Raw genomic sequence first — 18,804 nt, forward strand, 5'->3', positions numbered from 1 at the left:
TCTCACTCGGCGCCTGGACTAGGTTTACTATCCACGATAGTAGTTGAATGCTGTGCGCTCCTCTACCCGCTGCACAGCGCGAGAGAAGGTTCGAAACGTCTTCGTGGTGGGCGACCGCCGAGCGGTCACGTCGACCTCATTATTGCCGTGTGGCGACACCCCACAGGTAGTCCCCGCCGATGCGTGTTCGCCACCGCTCGCCGACGTCGAGGCCGTGGTGCGACAACTCTCGCGACACCTGCGGGACCACTCGTCCTCATACCTCCCGCGCGCCGATAAGGCGGGTCGTCCGACGACGTAGACTCCCCGGGTTCTCAACCACGGTGCAGGATCGAGTTTGGGTCCATCTTGCTGCCACACCTTGTAGTGCAGGTGTGGGCCGGTGGAGTAGCCGCGGTTTCCTACCGTTGCGATCTGCGCGCCGGCCAGGACTCGCTGCCAGACGCTCACCACTGTCTCGCTGATGTGCCCATACACGCCGATCGTGCCGTCGTCTTGCAGCACTCGCATCCACAGCCCGAAGCCGGCGGCCTTCGATAACCGTCCCCGCCCAAGGCGATCTTTGAGGTCGCGGGTTCGGTGTGCTCACGCAGCTGTGACACGCGCAGCAAGTTCGTGGGGTAGTCGGGGCTGCTCGTCTCATCGATAACGACAGTGACGTCTTCGAAGACGTGGCGTTTCTGGGTGCCGTCAGGTGGTCGAGAGTGACCACCCAGGTCGGCCGAGTGCCACCGTCTGTCAGATCCTGCTCGTGGAGTGGGTGGAGTGGACGTGATCAAAAGCGCGTCCGGATCTGAGTCGCCTCCTTCCTTCGTTGCTCCACACGAGTCCGTTAGCTGAGCGTGTAGAGCAATTGTTCGTTTGCGGCGTATGCATTTTCGGCGTTTCTGGCGACCAGCGCGTTGACACTATTGATGGTGCTGCGTTGTTCCCAGTGTGTGCCGTCTGGGCTGCGCCAGACGGTGTCGGCGGTGTCGATGCCCCAGAGCGTGCCATCGGGTGCGGCCGCCAGGAGAGCTAGGGCCGGCGCATCGGGAACGGTTGTGAAGGTCTGGGCGTCGTCGGTGCTGTGTTGCAGGCCATCTGGGGTAGTCGCCCATACGCCGCGGTCGGTGATCGCGAGTGCTGCTGCGGCCAGGGGCGCGCCGGGGGTCCAGCTTCTCCCGTCATCGGTCGATACGAGCAGGCCGTTGATTCCGTCGAAGCCTACGAGTAGTTGTCCGTTGGTGGCGAGCGCGTGGAAGTCGATGTCGCCGGCCACCGATCTCGGTGTCCATGTCTGCCCGCCATCTTCGCTGGCGACGAGTCCCAGCGGGTTGGGTGCCGAGCTCCGCGGGCCGGGATGGCCGGAGGCGAAGATCCGATCAGAGCCGGTTACCCCGGCCAGTCCCATGAAGTCGTCGTCGGAGACGCCGACCCGGCTGGTGGTTCCATCTGCGGTGAGGGCGATTACGCCGGTGTGAGTTCCGGCGAGGATAGTGCCGTCGGCGCGGATGTGCAGGGCGTGGAGGTGGTCGAGTTCTGGGGTCAGTGTTGCGCTCTCTGCTGAGGTTGCCGACGGTGGTGGGGATGTGGGTTGTTCCCGGGTGGAGCAGCCGGTTAGCACAGTCAGCGTGGCGATGACTACGACCGCAACAGTGCGGATGGACAGGCTCGAGACAGGCAAGCGGCTAGGACTTTCGTGTGGATAGGGCCGTGTTCGGTGGTGGCGGCGCTGGATGGTGTGCTCGGTGTGGCGGCGAGACCGGGATCGAGGGTCGGTAGAGAGCCACCCTGGCCCTCTGGGGCGTCGTGGTCGTGGTCACGACTTCTGGATGGGGATGGAAGCCTGCGAAGGTTGTTGGCCGCAATGTCTTTGGAGGACGAGGGAGGCAAGGACGGTACCGAGGTGGTGACGCGCCCCGGCGAGGTCGCCGATCGCAGCGAGGTGGCGGACGAGACCGATGTGTGCGGCGAGGTGGCGGCGTCGGTTCGAGGTGACGCTGAGGTGATGGGCGCGGTGGAAGAACTGGTGGGCCGAGTATGGCGTGGGTGCCCGGTAGACGTCGCGCATGGCATGCAGATACTGACGACGGTGGTCGTCCGGGGGCGAGTGCGTCCCCCTCGGGTTCTCGGTCACAGCGCATCCCTCGAACTAGTACGCGCAGGCTGGGTCAACCCGCGTCATCTAACTACTATAGGGCCTAGTAATTGGCGGCGCGGTGGGTGCTGGAGTTGCGGCGTCACCGACGAACTTCTGGGGCATACTGGCTGGTGGTGCAGGTGGCGGACCGCCGGGAAGGTGTATTGAGCGTGGGTCTCAGCGAGCACGACGGCGGGCGTCGAGGATCGAGGCGAACGATGGGTGAGCATCCATGAGTGCAGCGGTGGTGTTAGTTGTTGCCGCAGGTGTGCTGGGCTGGCTGTGGCCTCGATGGATGGTTCGGGTGCAGGGCCGTATCGATGCTCGTTGGGTGTTGGTGGCCTGGCCGGCCGCGCAGGTCGTGTTTGCGTTGTTGTGGGTGGGAGCTGTTGTGACGCTGGCGGTTCCCGGTCATTTCGGCATCCATTCGTTGTCTGAGGTGGTGTCGTGTCTGCGGGTGTTGTCACACGGCGCATCCCCGCGGGTGGAAGCGATCTCTGGTGGCGTGCTGGCGGTGGTGACCGTGGCAGCGATTGTCCGAGCGGTGACGATCGCGGTGCGATCGGCGGTGCGGATGCGTGGTGCTCGTGAGGAGTATCTTCAGTCGTTGCGGTTGGTGGGCGCCCGCAGTGAGCGCTATCCCGATGTGTGGTGGCTCGCCGACGGGCGGCCGATGGCGTTTTGTCTGCCGGGCAAGGATGCCGGGATCGCCGCCACGACCGGGTTGCAGGCGGCGTTGTCCGGTGAGGAACTCGATGCCGTCGTTGCTCATGAGCGCGCACACCGGCGGCAACGTCATCACACCGTGGTGTTGGCGGCCCGCGCTCTCGGGCGTGCGTTCCCGCTGATTCCGTTGTTCAGCCGCGCGGCCCGTGAGGTCGCCGGCTTGGTCGAGCAAGCCGCCGATGCCCGCGCCGCCCAGCTGGTGGGTGCGCGGGCGGTCTGCTCGGCGTTGGGAACGTTGGCCCGTTCGGGACCTGTAGCGGGCCCGGTGGGTGTGTTGTCGATCAGCGATTCGTCGTCGGTGGGGCCTCGGTTGAGCCGCTTGGACTCCGGTCACCGGTGCCGGTCGCGGCGTCATCATGTGGGTGCTGCCGCGGCGGTGGCTGGTGTGGTGGCGGTGCCGACCACGCTGGCGGTGTCCGGTGTCGTCGCGGCGATGGTGATCGCGATGTGTGTGTAGCCGAGACCGACCCGGGCGGGTCGGGCCGCTAGGGGTTGTTGAGAAGCTGCTGCATCCTCGCAATTTCGCTCTCCTGGTCAGTGACGATCTGGCGTGCCAGCGCGATCGCCTCGGGCGATTGGCCGTCTTGAATCTCGGTCTTGGCCATGGCGATGGCGCCGCGGTGGTGTTCGATCATCTGGGTCAGGAACAGGCGCGACGCCTCGGCGCCTTGCGCGTCGCGTAGCTGCTGCATCTGTTCTGGCGACATCATGCCCATCATCGACGGCATCGGGGAGGTACCCGGTGCCATCGAGGTACCCATGTCCATGTTGTGTCCCTGGCCCTCGAGTGGGGCTCCCCATTGCTTCAGCCACGACTGCATCTGCTCGATCTCAGGCTGCTGAGCGTCTTTGATCTGCTGGGCCAGACTGACGACCTGGGGGTTGATGTTGTCCTTCTCCAACAGGATGTCGCTCATCATGATCGCCTGGGTGTGGTGCGGGATCATCTGCTGGGCGAACGAGATGTCCGCGCTGTTGTGTTCGGCAGAGGCCGCCGCTGACGATTCGGTACTGACCGTGCTGGTACCCATCCCCGACATCGAGGAATGATCCTCAGTCGAGGTGTCCGAACACGCGGCCACCACTGTCAGAACAGCCGCCGCGGCAGCAACGACGACACCCGTTCGTGTGACTCTCATCGATCTCCTCCTCAAGAGTGATACTTCGCCACCGCCCGGCGGCGCTTCGATAACAATTCTACTAACACCGATAGTAGTTAGTCGCCTGCCCGGCACCCACAAAACGGGCGGTGAACTGCGCAAACAAAGCCGCTAATGCCTGATTAGTTCGCTTCGTAGTGGAGCCGCGTGTGACTGGTGGGGCACAAGTGACTTGTGGTGTGATCTCGCGGGTACACGCATGGCACTCGTGCGTGGGTCTACGACGTCCGTGGGGAAGGTCCGACCGCATGCAGATGGTGTTGACATCGCTACGGGTCAAGGCGGGGCAGCGGTGGGGCCCCAAGGCGCTGGGGGTGGCGGTGGCGGTGTGTGTGGGCGTTGCGCCTGTGATTGCCACCGCACCGGCGGCGGCCTCGACCGATGGACATGTGGCCGGGGAGTTGATCGCGATCGTGCAGGACTCGGTGAAGGCCGCTTTGGGTGGTGCCGCGGCGGCGAGTTTGGGGGAGCCGATCACGCAGGCGGCGTCCTGCCTGGGCGCTCAGGCCCAGTCGGGCAGTGTCGGCGATGCGGGCAGTGTGGCCGCGCTGCAGTGCTTCGGCACGTTTTCGCTCATTGATCCGATAGACGGGTTCCGGATCATCGACGCGTTACCGCTGGCTCGGCTGGTGGCCACCCTGATCGCCGCGATCGTGCCGCACGATCCGAACGAGCCGCATGGCCCCCAGCCGCAGGAACCCGGAACGCCGACGCCGCTGCTGCCCGGTAGTGGCGGTGCGGTGGCGCCGACTGCGGGTGAGATCACGTCCACCTTCGGTGACGGACGGGGCCATCAGGGCATTGATATCGGTAATGATCTGGGCGCGCCGATTGTCGCTGTGGCTGACGGGGAGGTCATCACCTCCGGACCCGCTGAGGGGTTCGGGTTGTGGATGCGGATCCGGCACGATGACGGCACGATCACCACCTACGGCCACAACGACGAGAATCTGCTCGAGCAGGGCGCGCGAGTACGGATGGGCCAATCGATCGCCACGGTGGGCAACCGTGGGGTGTCGACCGGCCCGCATCTGCATTTCGAGGTTCTCGATCCGACGGGAGTCAACGTTGATCCGGCACAGTGGCTGGCCGATCGTGGGGTGGTTCTGGCGATGGCCGCTGATGCAGACGCCCGCGCGCCGGGGCCGGTGGTGCCGCAGTGGGTCGGCGAACGACGCCTGTGACGAACCCGGCGTGGTGGGTCAGGAACGAACGAGGCGAGCGATGGCCGCCGAGGCTTCAGCGATCTTCTCCTGTGCCTCGTCGCCGCCGGCGTGGGCGGCATCGAGCACGCAGTGGGTGAGGTGGTCGTCGAGCAAGCCCAGCGCCACCCCCTCCAGTGCCTTGGTCAGCGCCGAGATCTGGGTCAGGATGTCGATGCAGTACTGCTCCTCGTCGACCATCCGGTGGATACCTCGGGATTGGCCTTCGATGCGCTTGAGGCGGGCCAGGTATTTGCCCTTGTCGCTGATGTAACCGTGGGAGGAGTGTTCCGGTGCGGAGGAGTTTCCCGGGGCGGAGGCAGTGGTCATGGACTCACCTTCTCAGTGGATCTCGGTCGGTTGTGCTGCAGTGCACGCACTGTACTCGCGCCTGGGTGCAGGTCGAGTCGGCGCAGCAGTTGCGCGTTGAGTGCGACCACGACCGTCGAGGCTGACATCAGGATCGCTCCGACCGACATCGGCAGGACGAACCCGATGGGCGCGAGAATTCCGGCGGCCAGCGGTACAGAGATCAGGTTGTATCCCGCTGCCCACCACAGGTTCTGCTTCATTTTTCGGTAGCTGGCGTCCGACAGCTCGATGACCGACAGCACCGAGCGGGGGTCGTCGCTGGCGAGGATGACCCCGGCCGAGGCGATCGCGACGTCGGTGCCGGCCCCGATCGCGATGCCCACATCGGCTTGGGCCAAGGCCGGGGCGTCGTTGACGCCGTCGCCCACCATCGCCACCTTGCGGCCTTCGTGCTGCAGTTCGGCCACCTTGCTGGCTTTGTCTTCCGGGCGTACACCGGCGAACACCCGGTCGATACCGAGGTCGTGAGCGACGGTGTGCGCGACCGCTTCGGCGTCGCCGGTGATCATCACGACCTCGACCCCGCGGGCGTGCAGCGCCTCGACGGCTTGGCGGGATTCCCCGCGCACCTCGTCAGCGAGTTTGACAGCTCCGATCAGCTCAGTGTCGCGGGTGACATGCAGGATGATTGCGCCGTCGGCGCGCCAGCGATCAGCGATGGCCAGTTCCTGATGGCCCTGTTCCTCGAGCATGCGGGGCCCGCCCACCCGCACTGTGGCACCCTCGACGCGAGCGGTCACACCGACCGCCGGTGACGAGGTGAAGTCGGTGGCCGCGGGAACCGGCTGGGCGCGGTCTCCGGCAGCTGCGACAATTGCTCGCGCCAGCGGGTGCTCGCTGTCGGCTTCGGCGCTAGCTGCCAGGGTGAGCACGGTGTCCTCATCGACGCCGTCGGCGGCCGCGATCTCGATGACGGTGGGCTCACCCTTGGTCAGGGTTCCGGTCTTGTCGAACAGCACCGCATCCACAGTGCGCATGGCCTCAAGTGCCAACCGGTCTTTGACCAGCACGCCGCCGCGGGCGGCGCGTTCGGTGGCAATGGCCACCACCAGGGGGATAGCCAAGCCGAGTGCGTGCGGGCAGGCGATGACCAGCACGGTGATGGTTCGAATCACCGCCTGGTCGGGTTGGCCGATGACCGTCCACACGATGGCGGTGATGATCGCTGAGCCGAGCGCGAACCAGAACAGCAGCGCTGCGGCGGAATCGGCCAGCCGCTGGGCGCGGGAGGTGGAGTTCTGCGCGTCTGCCACCAGGCGCTGAATCCCGGCCAGCGCCGTGTCGTCGCCGGTGGCGGTGATCTGGACCCGCAGCCCCGAGTCGGTGGCCACCGTGCCGGCCACCACCTGATCGCCGATGCCGCGGCGCACCGTGCGCGATTCTCCGGTGACCATGGATTCATCGAGCTCGGCCGAGCCGTCCACGACGCGACCGTCGGCCGGGACGCTGGCCCCGGGGCGCACGATCACCACATCTCCGACCTGCAGCTCACTGGGAGCAACGGTGGTGATGTGGTCGCCATCGACGCGTTCGGCCTCATCGGGCAGCAGCGCGGCCAGCGAGTCCAGGGCCGAAGTTGTCTGGGCCAGCGACCGCATCTCGATCCAATGCCCCAACAGCATGATCACGATGAGCAGGGCCAGTTCCCACCAGAAGTCCAGTTCGTGGTGCAACACACCGATGCTCGCACCCCAGGACGCCACGAAGGCCACCGTGATCGCCAAGGCGATCAACAGCATCATTCCCGGTGCGCGCGACCGCAGTTCTGAATAGGCGCCTACCAGGAACGGCCGCCCACCCCAGCAGTACATCACCGTACCCAGCACCGGTGAGACCCACTGCAGCACTTGACTATCGGGTAGGTCGTAGCCGATGAGCATCGCGAACATGGGTGAAAAGGCTACGACCGGCACAGCCAGGGCCAGCATGATCCAGAACAGCCGGCGGAACTGCCCGACGTGATCACCATGGCCCGCATGCCCGCCATGCCCAGCGTGATCATGTTCGGCGTGATCATGGTCTGCGCGGGCGCGCTCAGCATGGTGATCGTGGTGGTTGTGTGACGCTGCGGCGAGTTGGCCGTGGTGGCGTTCGTCGGCGGCGTCGTGACCGGCGTGCTCAGGGGAAGAGTGCTCGGAGGAGGAGTGCTCGTTCATGCCGCTACCTTATACCCCTGGGGGGTATACGTCGAGGGGTTGGTGGGTGGAACTGTGGACGATGAGTGGGGCGGGCTGGTGAAGGCGCGCAGCCGCAGGCTGTTGCTGACGACGAACACGCTGGACAACGCCATGGCGGCCCCAGCCAGCATGGGGTTGAGCAGTCCCAGCGCGGCCAGCGGTATCGCGGCGACGTTGTAGGCGAATGCCCAGAACAGGTTCATTTTGATCGTTTTCAGAGTGGTGCGTGCCAAGGCGATCGCGTCGGCGGCAGCGTTGAGGTCGCCGCGGACCAGGGTGATGTCAGCGGCATGCATGGCGGCGTCGGTGCCGGTGCCCATCGCCAGCCCGAGATCGGCGTGGGCCAGGGCAGCGGCGTCGTTGACGCCGTCGCCGATCATGGCCACAACCTTGCCGTCGGATTGCAGGTCGGTGATGACGGCGGCTTTGTCGGCCGGCAAGACGTTAGCGATGACGGTGTCGATACCGACCTCAGCGGCCACGGCATCGGCGACGGTCTGGTTGTCGCCGGTCAGCAGGATGGGCGTCACACCCAGTGCGGTGAGCCGGGCGATGGCGTGTGCGCTGGTGGGTTTGATCGCATCGGCGACCGCCAGGACCGCATGGGCGCGGCCGTTCCAGCCGACGAGTACGGCGGTCTGTCCGGCTTCCTCGGCGGCGGCCTGTGCCTCGTTGAGGTGGGGGTCATCCACGGCGATGTCGTGTTCGGCCAGCAGCGTCGGACGCCCGACGGTGACAACTCGTCCCTGGACCAGACCGCGCACGCCTCGACCTTCGAAGTTGCGGAAGTCGTCGACCTCGTCGAGCGGCCCGACTTCGGCGGCTGCACCAGCAGCGATGGCGGCCGCGACGGGGTGCTCGGAGGCGTTTTCCACCGCTCCAGCGAGGGCGAGCACGTCTTCGCGAGTGGTGGTGGGGGAGGTGGTGACCTGGACGAGTGTCATCTGTCCCGTGGTGACCGTGCCGGTTTTGTCGAGGACAACGGTGTCGATGGTTCGGGTGGATTCGAGGACTTCGGGGCCTTTGATCACGATGCCGAGTTGGGCTCCGCGGCCGGTACCGACCAGAAGTGCGGTCGGGGTGGCCAGTCCCAGCGCGCAGGGGCAGGCGATGATCAGCACAGCGACCGCGGCGGTGAACGCCGCTTGCAGGGGATAGCCGGCGCCGATCCACGCGCCGAGGACTGCGATGGCGACGGTGATGACCACCGGCACGAAGACGCTTGAGATCCGGTCGGCCAGTCGCTGGGCGTGGGCTTTGCCGGTCTGGGCGCGTTCGACCATCGCGGCCATTTGCGCGAGTTGGGTGTCTGCCCCCACGCGGGTCGCCCGCACCCGTAGGTGTCCGCCGGCGTTGACTGTCCCGCCGGTCACGGTGTCGGCGGGGGCGACCTGGACTGGCATCGACTCGCCGGTGACCATGCTGGCGTCAACTGCCGAGGTGCCAGACACCACCACACCGTCGCTGGCGATCTTCTCGCCGGGGCGCACAATGAACTCGTCGTCGACGGCGAGCTCGCCGATCGGGATCCGATGCTGGTGGCCGTCCCTGACCACCGTGACGTCTTTGGCGCCCAGCTCCAACAAGGCCCGCAACGCCGCACCGGCTTGCCGTTTGGACCGCTTCTCGAAGTATCGGCCGGCCAGGACGAACATCGTGACCCCCGCGGCGACCTCGAGGTAGATGTTGCCTGCACCGTCAGAGGCGCTGACCGTCAGGGTGAATCCGTGGGTCATGCCTGGTTGTCCGGCGGTGCCGAAGAACAACGCATACAACGACCACAACAGCGCCGCGGTGGTGCCGACCGAGATGAGGGTGTCCATGGTGGCCGCGCCGTGGCGCAGGTTGAGCAACGCGGCGCGATGAAACGGCCATGCCGCCCACACGATCACTGGCGCGGCCAACGTCAACGACGCCCACTGCCAGTAGGTGAACTGCAACGTCGGGACCATTGCCAGCGCGATCACCGGTACCGAGAGAACCACCGCACCGATCAGTCGGTGACGCAAGGCCACGAGCTCCCCGTCGTCGTCCGAAGGGTCATCGTCGGGGGCGGCACCTTTGGTGGGAGTGGCGGGCAGCGCAGCGTGGTATCCGGCCTGTTCGATGGTCTCGATCAGCAGGTGGGGGTCGACACCGGCGGGTGCGCTGACGTGAGCTTTTTCGGTGGCGTAGTTCACCGAGGCGCTCACTCCGTCGAGTTTGTTCAGTGTGCGTTCGATGCGTGCCGCGCACGAGGCACACGTCATGCCCGACACGGCGAGTTCGACATCGACGGTGCCTGTCTGCTCGGCGGTGGCCGCAGGTGGGTGGATCGGAGCTGAGGTGGTCATGGGGGGGTTCCTCGTTGGGTGAATGCCTCGGCGCAGTGCCCCGGGTGGCGCTGGTCAGCGAGTTAGTGTCCGGCGTGCGGATCGGCCGAGGGGGCCGTGGAGTCAGGTGTCGGGGCCGGGGCGCCGGTGGGGGCGTCGAGAACGAAGGTGGCGGTGTGCACAGCGCCCTGGACCTGGAAGTCGAGGTAGAGCAGATAGCGGCCCGGGGTGGGGGCGGTGGTGGCGAAGCGGACCTGTGGTCCCGCGAGTTGACCGGCGGTCGGTGCCGCGCCCTCAGGGTGAACATGCAGGTAGGCCAGGTCGCCCTGTCGCAGGGCCACCAAGTGACCGAAAGCGCCCAGATACGGCTGCAGGGTGGTGACCGGTTGTCCTGCTCGGCGCACGGTGACGGTCAGTTCGGACTCGGCTCCCGCGCGCAGGTGCCCGGCCAGCTCGATGTCGAACCCGTCGACGGATGACTGTCGTGATTCGGCGGCGGGTGGGGCCGGCTGGTAGTCACCGCTGACTTCGACGGTGCTGGTCAGGGTGAGGGGTTGACCGGTGGCGGCGGGCACGAAGTCGGCATAGATCCGGTAGCTGCCTCCCGTCGCCCACTGCCAGGGCAGCGACCAGCGCCCTTCGGGCGAGAGAGTGGGGTGCACGTGTCGAAAGTAGGCGCCATCCGCGCGGACGACGATCAGGTGCAGCTGCTTGTCGTGCTCGGTGGCGAAGTCGGTGACCGCGGCCCCGGCGGCGTCGAGGATCTCAAAGCTCAGCGGTGCTTGCATCCCGGGCGCATGGGGTGCCACCACATTTCCCAGGATGAAGCCGCCTGCTGCCAGCGAAACCCCGCGAACCTGATCGGCACCGGGGGACGCAGATGATGACGGTTGGGCAGTGTGGCCGACATGGGTGGACTCGGCCGACGACGGTCGTGGCCGATCGGGTGCGACACCCGCGGCGATGGCATAGGCCGCGGCGAAAACTATCAGCAGAGCCGCAGCGAAGACGCCGAGCTTGGTTGGAACATTCATCGCTGGATTCCTGTCATCGGTGGTGGCGACACACACGCCGCCCGGAGAAGGGCTGAAGTCGCCAGTGGGCAGACACTTCAGCCCCTCATCGGCTACTGCGCCAGGTGGTAGCCGGCCTCTTCGACCGCGACGCGGATCGCGTCGGGCTCGATCGGGGCCGAGCTGGAGATGGTGACTTGCCCGCTGGCCACGTCGACCTCGACGTCGGTCACGCCGGCCAGTGCTCCGACTTCTTCACGCACCGACGACGCGCAGTGCCCACACGTCATTCCGGAGACGATCACTGTCGATGTGCTCATGAGATGTGCCCTTTCGGTACAGCAGTGGTGCCGACGACCCTCAGGAGGCCTGTCGCTGTGGCGTCTCGCCACACCACCTTTATACCCTACCCCCCTAGGGTAATCAATGGGTGGAGGTGGGTTGAGCTTCGGTGGGGGCGGAGACGCTGAGCCATCCGCGGCGGTGCAACATCAACAGGGCGGACGCCGCCGCTATGCCGGTGAGGACCAAAGCGATCCACACCAGTTCGGGCATGTCGCGGGTGGTGGCCGCGCTGAACAGCCACCCGGTCGCGGCATTGCCGAGCAGAATCCCGATCCCGACGATGGTGTTGTAGAGCCCGTAGTGGGTGGCGACAAGCGTGCCGCGGGCCAGTCCCACCACAGTGTCCATTTCGAATGGGAACACTGCTGCGGTGGCGGCGGCGAGCAGGGCTGCGGTGAGTAGCAGTGCGGCGATGTTGAGGGCGATGTTGCGCTGATGCGTTGCGGCGCTGGCGACTAGGGGCAGGAAAGCTGCAGCCATCAGTGTCATTCCCACGCTCAGGCTGCCGGTACTGCCCCAGCGGTTGCCGAACCATGCGGTGATGCGTAGCTGTCCGGCGATGGCCACCAGACCGGTCACCACAAACATTGCGGTGACAATGCTGGTGGCGAGGGTGGGGTTGTCCGCTATGCGGTCGGCGTGCAGGGGCAGCGCGAGGTAGACCTGAAAGGACAGCACATACGAGCTGGCCATCGCCACAGCGAAGAGCAGGAATCGCCGGTTACGTACGACGCTGCGCCAGTCCTGAATGATCGAGGTGTTGCTTGGGGCTGGTGTTGTTGCGGGTAGCGCTTTGATCTGCACGAGGGTCAGGACCGCGAAAACTGCTGCCGCACACAGGGAGGTGAGCCGAAAATCCAAAGCGGTCAACGCCAGTCCGACCAGCGGCCCGAGCAGGATGCCGGCCTGGTAGAAGACGTTGAACACGGCGAATGCTTCGATGCGACGTTCACCGGCGTCGGCGGCCAGGTAGGCGCGGACGGCGGGGTTGAACAGCGCCCCGGCGAATCCCGTTGCCGCCGAGGCGATCAGGATCGCGGGCAGCGAACTGGCCAGGGCCAGTAGGATGAATCCGATGACCCGCATCAGGCATCCGGCGATGATGAGCGGTTTGTACCCCCAGCGGTCAGCGAGTGTTCCCCCGATCAGGAACATGCCCTGCTGGGAGAAGTTGCGTATCCCCAGGACCAGGCCCACTGCCCATGCCGCCAGGGCCAGCGGGCCGGCGAGATAGGCGGCGAGATAGGGCATGAGCATGTAGAAGCCGAGGTTGATGGTGAACTGGTTGACCATCAGCACTTGGCTGGGGCGATCGAAGCTGCGGAAACTGCGGTAGAGGCGTCGCATAGGTCAGCTCGTGGGCTCGGTGTGCGGCATGTGGGTGGGGTCGATGATGGTGGGGCACCGGGTCCAGCTACTCGCGACCTGGGTCAGCGGATCGTTGATGGTGTGGGGGGCAGTGGGCGCTGGGGCGTCCATCAGGTCGTGAGCTTGGCAGTACTCGTCGTTGTAGATGGTTCCGTAGTAGCGGGCGGGGCCATCGGGGAAGACCGCCGCGATGCGCGTATCGGCCGAACGAGTGCGAGCCAGCCAGCCCGAGACCAGGGCCACCGCGCCCACGCTCCAGCCGCCGGTGGCGTACTGCGTGGCGGCCAGGGTGCGGCATGCCCAGACTGCTTCGGCCGGCGCCACCCAGTGCACCTCACTGAACTGGTCGTAGGCGACGTTGCGGGGGTAGATGCTCGAGCCGAGTCCCCGCATGATCCGTGACTGTGCGGGCTGGCCGAAGATCGTCGAGCCGATGGTGTCTACGCCCACGACTTCCAGCTCAGGGTTGAACTGCCGCAGAGTATGAGCCACACCGGCTGAGTGCCCACCGGTGCCCACCGAACACACCAGGACATCGATATGGCGCAGCTGCGCGATCAGCTCCACACCCAGTGAGCTGTAACCGGTCACGTTGTCGGGGTTGGAATACTGGTCGGGACACCACGCAGCCTCGTCGAGTGCGAGCAGGGCGCGCACACGGTCGCGGCGGGCTTGTTGCCAACCCCCGACCGGGTGGGGCTCGCTGACGACATCGACCCGGGCGCCGTAGGCGGCGAGCATTTGCCGCAGGATCGGTTCCAGTCCGGGGTCGGTCACCAAGGTCACCGGATGACCGAACACAATGCCCGCTAGCGCTAACCCCAATCCCAGTGTGCCGCTCGTTGATTCGATGATCTGCGCCCCCGGGGCCAGCTCGCCGCGGGCGCGGGCGCGTTCGACCATGTGCAGCGCCGGCCGGTCTTTCATGCCACCGGGGTTGAAGCCCTCCAGCTTGGCCCAGAAACCGTGCCCGTGCTCGGCAAAGGGTTCTTCGATCCGCAGTACCGGGGTGCCGCCGACCAGCTGACGACTCAGCCCAGCACGGCGCGATGTGGCCTCGGCAGGGAAGGTGGTGGCGAATGGATCACTGGTGGTGAGGCTGTAGGAGACAGTCACACGGGCATCCTCTGCATCGATGGACAGGATGTCGCCGGGCCGAAAGCAGATCAACAGTGTGAGAGGGAACTGGGACATATCGTTCGGCGCGGCGACACCGCCACCTTGCCCACTCAACCTCAAGGCTGATCGGCGGTCGGGATCAAGATCTGCTCAAGAATGCCCGCGGGGTTGGATGGTCGTGTAAACCACCGCCACCATAGGGACGTGCCTCATGACCGCGTCATCGTCGACGACGACCTTCGTGGGCCGGCGGCCCGACCACCGCACGGGCTACACGCGCTGGTCATCGAAGATGAGCCTGACATCGCCGAGGTTGTCGCCGACTACCTGCAGCGCAGCGGATTTGTGGTCACCATCGCCCACGACGGCCAAGAGGGGATCGCCGCCGCACGCACGGTGAGTCCTGCGGTAGTCATCCTCGATCTGGGTTTGCCCTCGATCGACGGCGTCGAGGTGTGTCGGCAGTTACGCACCTTCACCGACGCCTACATCGTGATGGTCACCGCCCGCGCCGACGAGGTCGACACCATCATCGGTCTCGCGGTTGGAGCCGACGACTACCTCACCAAACCGTTTCGTCCTCGTGAGCTGATGGCGCGCATCGACGCCATGCTGCGCCGTCCGCGCCCGACCTCGGCGGTAGACACAGCACACCCGCGGACACTGGGGGAGCTGACCCTGGACCCACAAGGCCGTGAAGTGCGGGTACAAGACACACTCGTGGAACTGACCCGCACCGAATTCGACGTTCTGGAAGCCCTGAGCCGACGGCCCGGTGTGGTGTTCAGTCGAGAACAACTGCTCACCGAAATCTGGGGACCCAACTGGGTCGGCGATGCCCACGTTGTCGAAGTTCATATCGCCAGCCTGCGCCGCAAACTCGGCGACAGCGCCGCGGCCGGTCGATTCATCCGTACCGTGCGCGGCGTGGGCTACCGGATGGGTGACGGCCAACCTCGAGGAGACAGCCATGAACGGTGATCGACGACGGGCACGTATCCCGGGCAGCTTCGGCTCCCGGTTGATGCTGGCCCAGGCCATCGTGATCGGCGGCGGCGGCATCAGCGTCGCGATCGTGGCACTGTTCGTCGCGCCGCACACCTTCCACGATCACCTCGGCCAGTCCAGCCTCGAACCGGGATCAGCACAGGCCGAACACGTCGAGGCCGCATTCACCTTCTCCATCGTCGTCTCGATGACCGCAGCCCTGGTCACCTCGACGATCCTGGCCACGGCCGTCAGCTGGTTCCTGGCTCGCCGCGTACAACAGTCAGTCGCCAGCGTCGCGCGCTCGGCTGTGGCGATCGGCGCAGGCAACTACCGCACCCGTGTTCCCGATCGCCAGCTCGGCACTGAGTTCACCCAGCTCAGCCGAGCCATCAACCAGCTGGCACAACGTTTGAACTCCCAGGAAGACATCCGCAAGCGGATGCTGTCAGACCTCGCCCACGAACTGCGCACCCCGTTGACCACCATCGGCGCGATCACCGACGCCCTCGAGGACGGTGTCCGCGCGCCCGACTCCCACACCTTCGACGTCGTGCGCACCGCCACCACCCGGTTGCAGCGCCTCGCCGAGGACATCGCGACCGTATCCAGCGCCGACGAGCATCAGATGCCATTGCAACCCTCGACGATCACTGTCAATGAACTACTCATCGCGACCTACGAAGAAGCCGCCGAGCTGTTCACCGACGCCGGCGTCACGCTGGGCATCGTCACCACCGCCGCGCGCGTACACATCGATGTCGATGCCGAACGAATGAGCCAAGTACTGCTCAATCTGCTCACTAACGCGCTGCGACACAGCTCCCCGGGCCAGCGGGTCGTAGTGAAAGCCGACACCGCCCCGGCACACGCGGTGCGCATCAGCGTCGTCGACTGCGGGGACGGGATTCCCGCTCAACACCTTCCACACATCTTTGACCGCTTCTACCGCACCGACTCCTCACGGACCCGAGACGCCGGCGGCAGCGGTATCGGACTCACCATCGCCCGCTCCATCGTCGAAGACCATGGGGGCACCTTGCTCGCCGAAAGCCTGGGAACCGGGCACGGAGCCACCTTCACCATCACGTTGCCGACCACAACACGACGTCACATCCACCGCAGCACCCCTGGAACCGAATTCTCCGCAGCCATCGAACACCGCCCGCCTCGCGGCGCTGCCGATGCGCTCCAACGGGACCGAGCTACTAACTGAGGTAGTCCGTCGTAAGATTGACCCGCATCTAGAGATGGTGGGTGAAAATGACTGGGCTGGGTTCGCTGGAACGCGCAGTGATGGACGTGCTGTGGTCGGCCGGTGCGGCGATGTCGGTGCACGACCTAGTCGAGGAACTCCACGACCGCGAACCGGCCTACACCACAGTGCTCACCGTCGTCACCAACCTGCACAAAAAAGGGTTCGTCGGTCGAGAAAAAGTCAGCCGCGCCTACCGGTACTTCCCCATGCAGACCCGCGAGGAGGCCACCTCACGCACCTTGCGTCAGGTCCTCGACGCCAGCGGAGACTCCGCGGCAGTACTGATGCACTTCGCCCAGACCGTGACACCCGCCGAGCGGGAAGTGCTCAGCGAATACCTCAGCCGCAAACCTCGCCACACCCGCGGCGGCGGCACCAAAGCCTAAGCCACAGAAACGTTCCAAGAGTCGAAATCCCGGCCCGACTACTCAACCGGCGCGCGCCCCTTGACTGCGGGAAGTAGATGCGCCGCCAGCGCACCGGCCACACCCGCAGCGAAGGCCGCAGCACTCAGCGCCGACACCCAGTCGTGCACATCCACCGCGGTCAGCATCCGCAGCTCGACCTGATCACCGCGCCCGACTCCTGACGGGTCGGATGGCACGAGATCCGACGTTCGGAGCAGCATCACCAGCCAGAACGCGGCAACCGCCTCAAACATCACCACGGCAAGGCCCACCGCACGAGAGATCGTACGGGCAGGACCGCGCGGGCCGAACCGATCCGTACGCGGCACCTCGACACCGTCAGTCATGCCCACCACCTCCTCCGCACACTCGCATCACGCCCCACTTCTACTAACCACCTTCGTATTTTGTGGGAATCGGGCGTGGGCGCCGGGAACGAGGGCGTCGAAGCCATCACCGCGGGAGGCCGGCCGGGCCAGGCGGAAGACTATCGCGGCCACCAGACCGAAGATCGCGATCACACTGCCTGTGCGGGACCACCTCGGGGTTCGATTGAGCTCCGCCCTCAACGCCAGCTCGGCGATCGGATCAGCAGGCACCGCGCCAATCTCGATCGGCGCGCCCGTGGCGGCGAACACGATGAACACCCACATCGCCGAGGCCATCCACACGAGCGGGTCAACCATTACAGCCAACGACGTACCGTGCAGATGAGCAGAAAACAGCATGAGCGCCCCAACACAGAGCATCACCAACACGATCGCCGACGAGAAATCGCCCTGGGGAGCAACCACCATCACGCCGACGGCCGCACTCACGGCCACCGCACACGAAACAAGCGCCCGCCACGCCTCCCCACCTCGATCCGGCTGGCGGGCAGCGGCGACACCACACGCTACGACCGCACCGAACAGTCCCAGGAGTGTCCCTTGGGCCACAATGTTTGCGATCACCACGCCTCCAACAGCCAACCTTGAAACTATGCTAGATAGTAGTTTAGGTGGGCTGGAGGGCGCTGACGGAGGGGGAGTAGCTCTATCTTCTTCGTCGGTGGGACCGCCGCCTGCATCGATGAGTTGGTCCTCGCCCCCGATTTGGAAGCCTGGGACATCGAACTCGACCACGAATCATGGCTCACGACGCGTTCAACCCGCTGCCACCCGCTACGCGCTGACTTCGTTCCTAGCCCGTCCTACCTCACGATCAACGTTTTCGCGACGTCTCCCCGCGGAGCTGTGACGGCTACGGTTAAGCAATGTCGTCGACGGGCTTTGTGCGGGTATGGCATTTCAGTAAAGGGTGGGGTGTGTTCGACTCACCGGACACTCCCGGCGGGGTGTACGCCGACGCTCAATCGCTCAGACTCCTAGCGGTAGCCGATCTGAACGATCCACTCGCTTCGATGGGTTTGCGTCCGGGGACGGAAGTCGAGTTCGTTTGGTCAGATGCTGCGGATGACCCGCTCGAAGGTTTGCGCTACGAAGTACAGCAGGCGTGGCCGATCGGCGTGGCCGCTACTCCGCCGTCGCCGCCGGCCGGGGCGTTCTCCACCACCTTTTGGACCAGCGAGGGTGACGCCGGCCCAGATGGTTTGACATCGATGCGCGAGCACCGCCACGAGCAACACTTCAGGTCCCCGCGATCTCTCGATGTTATGTAAGGAGCGCTTGAAAGATACTCTCCCCCAGTGATTTACAAGTGCCATCTAGCTATCTCCCTCGAAGATTCGCGTGTGATGTGAGCGTTGAGACGAGATTAGGCGAGGTAGGTTTCACCACCCGCACTGTCTACTATAGTTGACATCCCCGCCGTCGCATATAGTTGGCGCGTGAATATTCGGGACCGTAGCGACAACCTGCGTGCGGTAGGCCTCGGCCTTCGTGCGTTGCGCCAGTTGCGCGGGGAGACCCAGGCAGAGACCGCTACTGCCATCGGGGTCTCGCGCCAGTACGTCTCCGAGGTTGAGGGCGGCCGGAACATAACGCTTGACCTGGTCTTTCGATTCTCCGCACACTTCGGCGTCCCCCCGTCCGCGATCGTTGAACCCAACCGTAAACAGTAGGTACGACACCTCGCGCGCGCGACCGCCAACACGAGCGACACTTCACCACCGTCGAGCTAGGTCACCGTCGAACGAGGCAACGGGTTCAAAGTCCATCCAGTGGGAGTTCGAGTGCCGCAGAAGGCACAGGGGGATGATCAGTGCAGTCAGAACCAAGGCCCGAGTCTGGACGAG

18 protein-coding genes and 1 pseudogene are annotated in these 18,804 nt (G+C 65.5%); 6 read left to right on the forward strand and 13 right to left on the reverse strand.

All coding sequences use genetic code 11. The features are described 5' to 3' along the window. Nucleotides 1-288: 288 nt before the first annotated feature. The 3 genes and pseudogenes from GOAMI_RS23665 to GOAMI_RS19660 form a co-directional block, all read right to left on the reverse strand. Nucleotides 289-531: pseudogene (locus GOAMI_RS23665) on the reverse strand (M23 family metallopeptidase); the annotation flags it as partial. A 301-nt stretch (nucleotides 532-832) separates the two neighbouring features. Beyond that, complete coding sequence (locus GOAMI_RS19655; protein WP_006438338.1) at nucleotides 833-1,666, reverse strand: F510_1955 family glycosylhydrolase; 834 nt, start codon at nucleotides 1,664-1,666, stop codon at nucleotides 833-835. A 135-nt stretch (nucleotides 1,667-1,801) separates the two neighbouring features. After that, entirely contained in the window at nucleotides 1,802-2,119 is a 318-nt protein-coding gene (locus GOAMI_RS19660; RefSeq protein ID WP_039994217.1) for a hypothetical protein, read from the reverse strand. Between the two features lie 235 nt (nucleotides 2,120-2,354). Between GOAMI_RS19660 and GOAMI_RS19665 the strand changes: the two genes are divergently transcribed. Further along, nucleotides 2,355-3,305 carry a M56 family metallopeptidase gene (locus tag GOAMI_RS19665; RefSeq protein WP_006438340.1) on the forward strand — a complete coding sequence of 317 codons (951 nt, stop codon included), beginning with the start codon at nucleotides 2,355-2,357 and terminating at the stop codon, nucleotides 3,303-3,305. A gap of 28 nt (nucleotides 3,306-3,333) precedes the next feature. Here GOAMI_RS19665 and GOAMI_RS19670 read toward each other — a convergent pair whose 3' ends face one another. Then, nucleotides 3,334-3,987: a DUF305 domain-containing protein gene (locus GOAMI_RS19670; RefSeq protein WP_006438341.1), complete on the reverse strand. Its 654-nt coding sequence runs from the start codon at nucleotides 3,985-3,987 to the stop codon at nucleotides 3,334-3,336. A 269-nt stretch (nucleotides 3,988-4,256) separates the two neighbouring features. Between GOAMI_RS19670 and GOAMI_RS19675 the strand changes: the two genes are divergently transcribed. After that, nucleotides 4,257-5,192, forward strand: coding sequence for a M23 family metallopeptidase (locus GOAMI_RS19675; protein WP_006438342.1), 936 nt, complete (start codon nucleotides 4,257-4,259; stop codon nucleotides 5,190-5,192). An 18-nt stretch (nucleotides 5,193-5,210) separates the two neighbouring features. Here the strand turns inward: GOAMI_RS19675 and GOAMI_RS19680 are convergent, their stop codons facing one another. The 7 genes from GOAMI_RS19680 to GOAMI_RS19710 all read right to left on the reverse strand — a co-directional run bounded on the left by GOAMI_RS19680 (nucleotide 5,211) and on the right by GOAMI_RS19710 (nucleotide 13,913). Beyond that, nucleotides 5,211-5,540 (reverse strand): metal-sensitive transcriptional regulator, encoded by a 330-nt coding sequence (locus tag GOAMI_RS19680; protein ID WP_006438343.1) that lies wholly within the window; start codon nucleotides 5,538-5,540, stop codon nucleotides 5,211-5,213. Continuing rightward, nucleotides 5,537-7,471: a copper-translocating P-type ATPase gene (locus GOAMI_RS19685; RefSeq protein ID WP_243829194.1), complete on the reverse strand. Its 1,935-nt coding sequence runs from the start codon at nucleotides 7,469-7,471 to the stop codon at nucleotides 5,537-5,539. Before GOAMI_RS19685 ends, GOAMI_RS19680 begins: the two co-directional genes overlap by 4 nt. Nucleotides 7,472-7,734: 263 nt before the next feature. Further along, nucleotides 7,735-10,092, reverse strand: coding sequence for a heavy metal translocating P-type ATPase (locus GOAMI_RS19690; RefSeq protein ID WP_006438345.1), 2,358 nt, complete (start codon nucleotides 10,090-10,092; stop codon nucleotides 7,735-7,737). A gap of 62 nt (nucleotides 10,093-10,154) precedes the next feature. Next, on the reverse strand, nucleotides 10,155-11,105 hold the full coding sequence (locus GOAMI_RS19695; RefSeq protein ID WP_006438346.1) for a DUF8832 domain-containing protein: 951 nt from the start codon (nucleotides 11,103-11,105) through the stop codon (nucleotides 10,155-10,157). A 92-nt stretch (nucleotides 11,106-11,197) separates the two neighbouring features. Beyond that, entirely contained in the window at nucleotides 11,198-11,404 is a 207-nt protein-coding gene (locus GOAMI_RS19700; RefSeq protein ID WP_006438347.1) for a heavy-metal-associated domain-containing protein, read from the reverse strand. 103 nt (nucleotides 11,405-11,507) lie between these two features. After that, entirely contained in the window at nucleotides 11,508-12,776 is a 1,269-nt protein-coding gene (locus tag GOAMI_RS19705; protein ID WP_006357626.1) for an MFS transporter, read from the reverse strand. 3 nt (nucleotides 12,777-12,779) lie between these two features. Continuing rightward, nucleotides 12,780-13,913, reverse strand: a complete 1,134-nt coding sequence (locus GOAMI_RS19710) for a PLP-dependent cysteine synthase family protein (RefSeq protein WP_035718250.1) — start codon at nucleotides 13,911-13,913, stop codon at nucleotides 12,780-12,782. 282 nt (nucleotides 13,914-14,195) lie between these two features. On the opposite strand from GOAMI_RS19710, the gene GOAMI_RS19715 reads away from it, so the two are divergent. Genes GOAMI_RS19715 through GOAMI_RS19725 form a run of 3 tightly spaced genes read left to right on the forward strand, consistent with a single transcriptional unit; the run spans nucleotide 14,196 to nucleotide 16,547 of the window. Then, nucleotides 14,196-14,897, forward strand: a complete 702-nt coding sequence (locus tag GOAMI_RS19715; RefSeq protein ID WP_042375763.1) for a response regulator transcription factor — start codon at nucleotides 14,196-14,198, stop codon at nucleotides 14,895-14,897. Beyond that, entirely contained in the window at nucleotides 14,887-16,119 is a 1,233-nt protein-coding gene (locus GOAMI_RS19720; RefSeq protein ID WP_006438349.1) for a sensor histidine kinase, read from the forward strand. The genes GOAMI_RS19715 and GOAMI_RS19720 overlap by 11 nt, the downstream gene beginning before the upstream one ends. A 47-nt stretch (nucleotides 16,120-16,166) precedes the next feature. Beyond that, nucleotides 16,167-16,547, forward strand: coding sequence for a BlaI/MecI/CopY family transcriptional regulator (locus GOAMI_RS19725; protein WP_006438350.1), 381 nt, complete (start codon nucleotides 16,167-16,169; stop codon nucleotides 16,545-16,547). Between the two features lie 38 nt (nucleotides 16,548-16,585). On the opposite strand, the gene GOAMI_RS19730 is transcribed toward GOAMI_RS19725, so the two are convergent. Both GOAMI_RS19730 and GOAMI_RS19735 read right to left on the reverse strand, forming a co-directional pair. Then, nucleotides 16,586-16,915 carry a hypothetical protein gene (locus GOAMI_RS19730; protein ID WP_006438351.1) on the reverse strand — a complete coding sequence of 110 codons (330 nt, stop codon included), beginning with the start codon at nucleotides 16,913-16,915 and terminating at the stop codon, nucleotides 16,586-16,588. Between the two features lie 27 nt (nucleotides 16,916-16,942). After that, nucleotides 16,943-17,386: a hypothetical protein gene (locus GOAMI_RS19735; protein WP_231380857.1), complete on the reverse strand. Its 444-nt coding sequence runs from the start codon at nucleotides 17,384-17,386 to the stop codon at nucleotides 16,943-16,945. 1,010 nt (nucleotides 17,387-18,396) lie between these two features. On the opposite strand from GOAMI_RS19735, the gene GOAMI_RS23840 reads away from it, so the two are divergent. After that, nucleotides 18,397-18,630 carry a helix-turn-helix transcriptional regulator gene (locus tag GOAMI_RS23840; protein WP_051995443.1) on the forward strand — a complete coding sequence of 78 codons (234 nt, stop codon included), beginning with the start codon at nucleotides 18,397-18,399 and terminating at the stop codon, nucleotides 18,628-18,630. Nucleotides 18,631-18,804: the final 174 nt, after the last annotated feature.

This window comes from Gordonia amicalis NBRC 100051 = JCM 11271 (genome assembly GCF_000332995.1).
GTDB lineage: Bacteria > Actinomycetota > Actinomycetes > Mycobacteriales > Mycobacteriaceae > Gordonia > Gordonia amicalis.

Coding starts and splice junctions, on each gene's coding strand:
- GOAMI_RS19665 (WP_006438340.1), top strand. CDS start 2,355: ATGAGTGCAGCGGTGGTGTTAGTTGTTGCCGCAGGTGTGCTGGGCTGG.
- GOAMI_RS19670 (WP_006438341.1), bottom strand. CDS start 3,987: ATGAGAGTCACACGAACGGGTGTCGTCGTTGCTGCCGCGGCGGCTGTT.
- GOAMI_RS19675 (WP_006438342.1), top strand. CDS start 4,257: ATGCAGATGGTGTTGACATCGCTACGGGTCAAGGCGGGGCAGCGGTGG.
- GOAMI_RS19680 (WP_006438343.1), bottom strand. CDS start 5,540: ATGACCACTGCCTCCGCCCCGGGAAACTCCTCCGCACCGGAACACTCC.
- GOAMI_RS19685 (WP_243829194.1), bottom strand. CDS start 7,471: ATGTTCGCGATGCTCATCGGCTACGACCTACCCGATAGTCAAGTGCTG.
- GOAMI_RS19690 (WP_006438345.1), bottom strand. CDS start 10,092: ATGACCACCTCAGCTCCGATCCACCCACCTGCGGCCACCGCCGAGCAG.
- GOAMI_RS19695 (WP_006438346.1), bottom strand. CDS start 11,105: ATGAATGTTCCAACCAAGCTCGGCGTCTTCGCTGCGGCTCTGCTGATA.
- GOAMI_RS19700 (WP_006438347.1), bottom strand. CDS start 11,404: ATGAGCACATCGACAGTGATCGTCTCCGGAATGACGTGTGGGCACTGC.
- GOAMI_RS19705 (WP_006357626.1), bottom strand. CDS start 12,776: ATGCGACGCCTCTACCGCAGTTTCCGCAGCTTCGATCGCCCCAGCCAA.
- GOAMI_RS19720 (WP_006438349.1), top strand. CDS start 14,887: ATGAACGGTGATCGACGACGGGCACGTATCCCGGGCAGCTTCGGCTCC.
- GOAMI_RS19725 (WP_006438350.1), top strand. CDS start 16,167: ATGACTGGGCTGGGTTCGCTGGAACGCGCAGTGATGGACGTGCTGTGG.
- GOAMI_RS19730 (WP_006438351.1), bottom strand. CDS start 16,915: ATGACTGACGGTGTCGAGGTGCCGCGTACGGATCGGTTCGGCCCGCGC.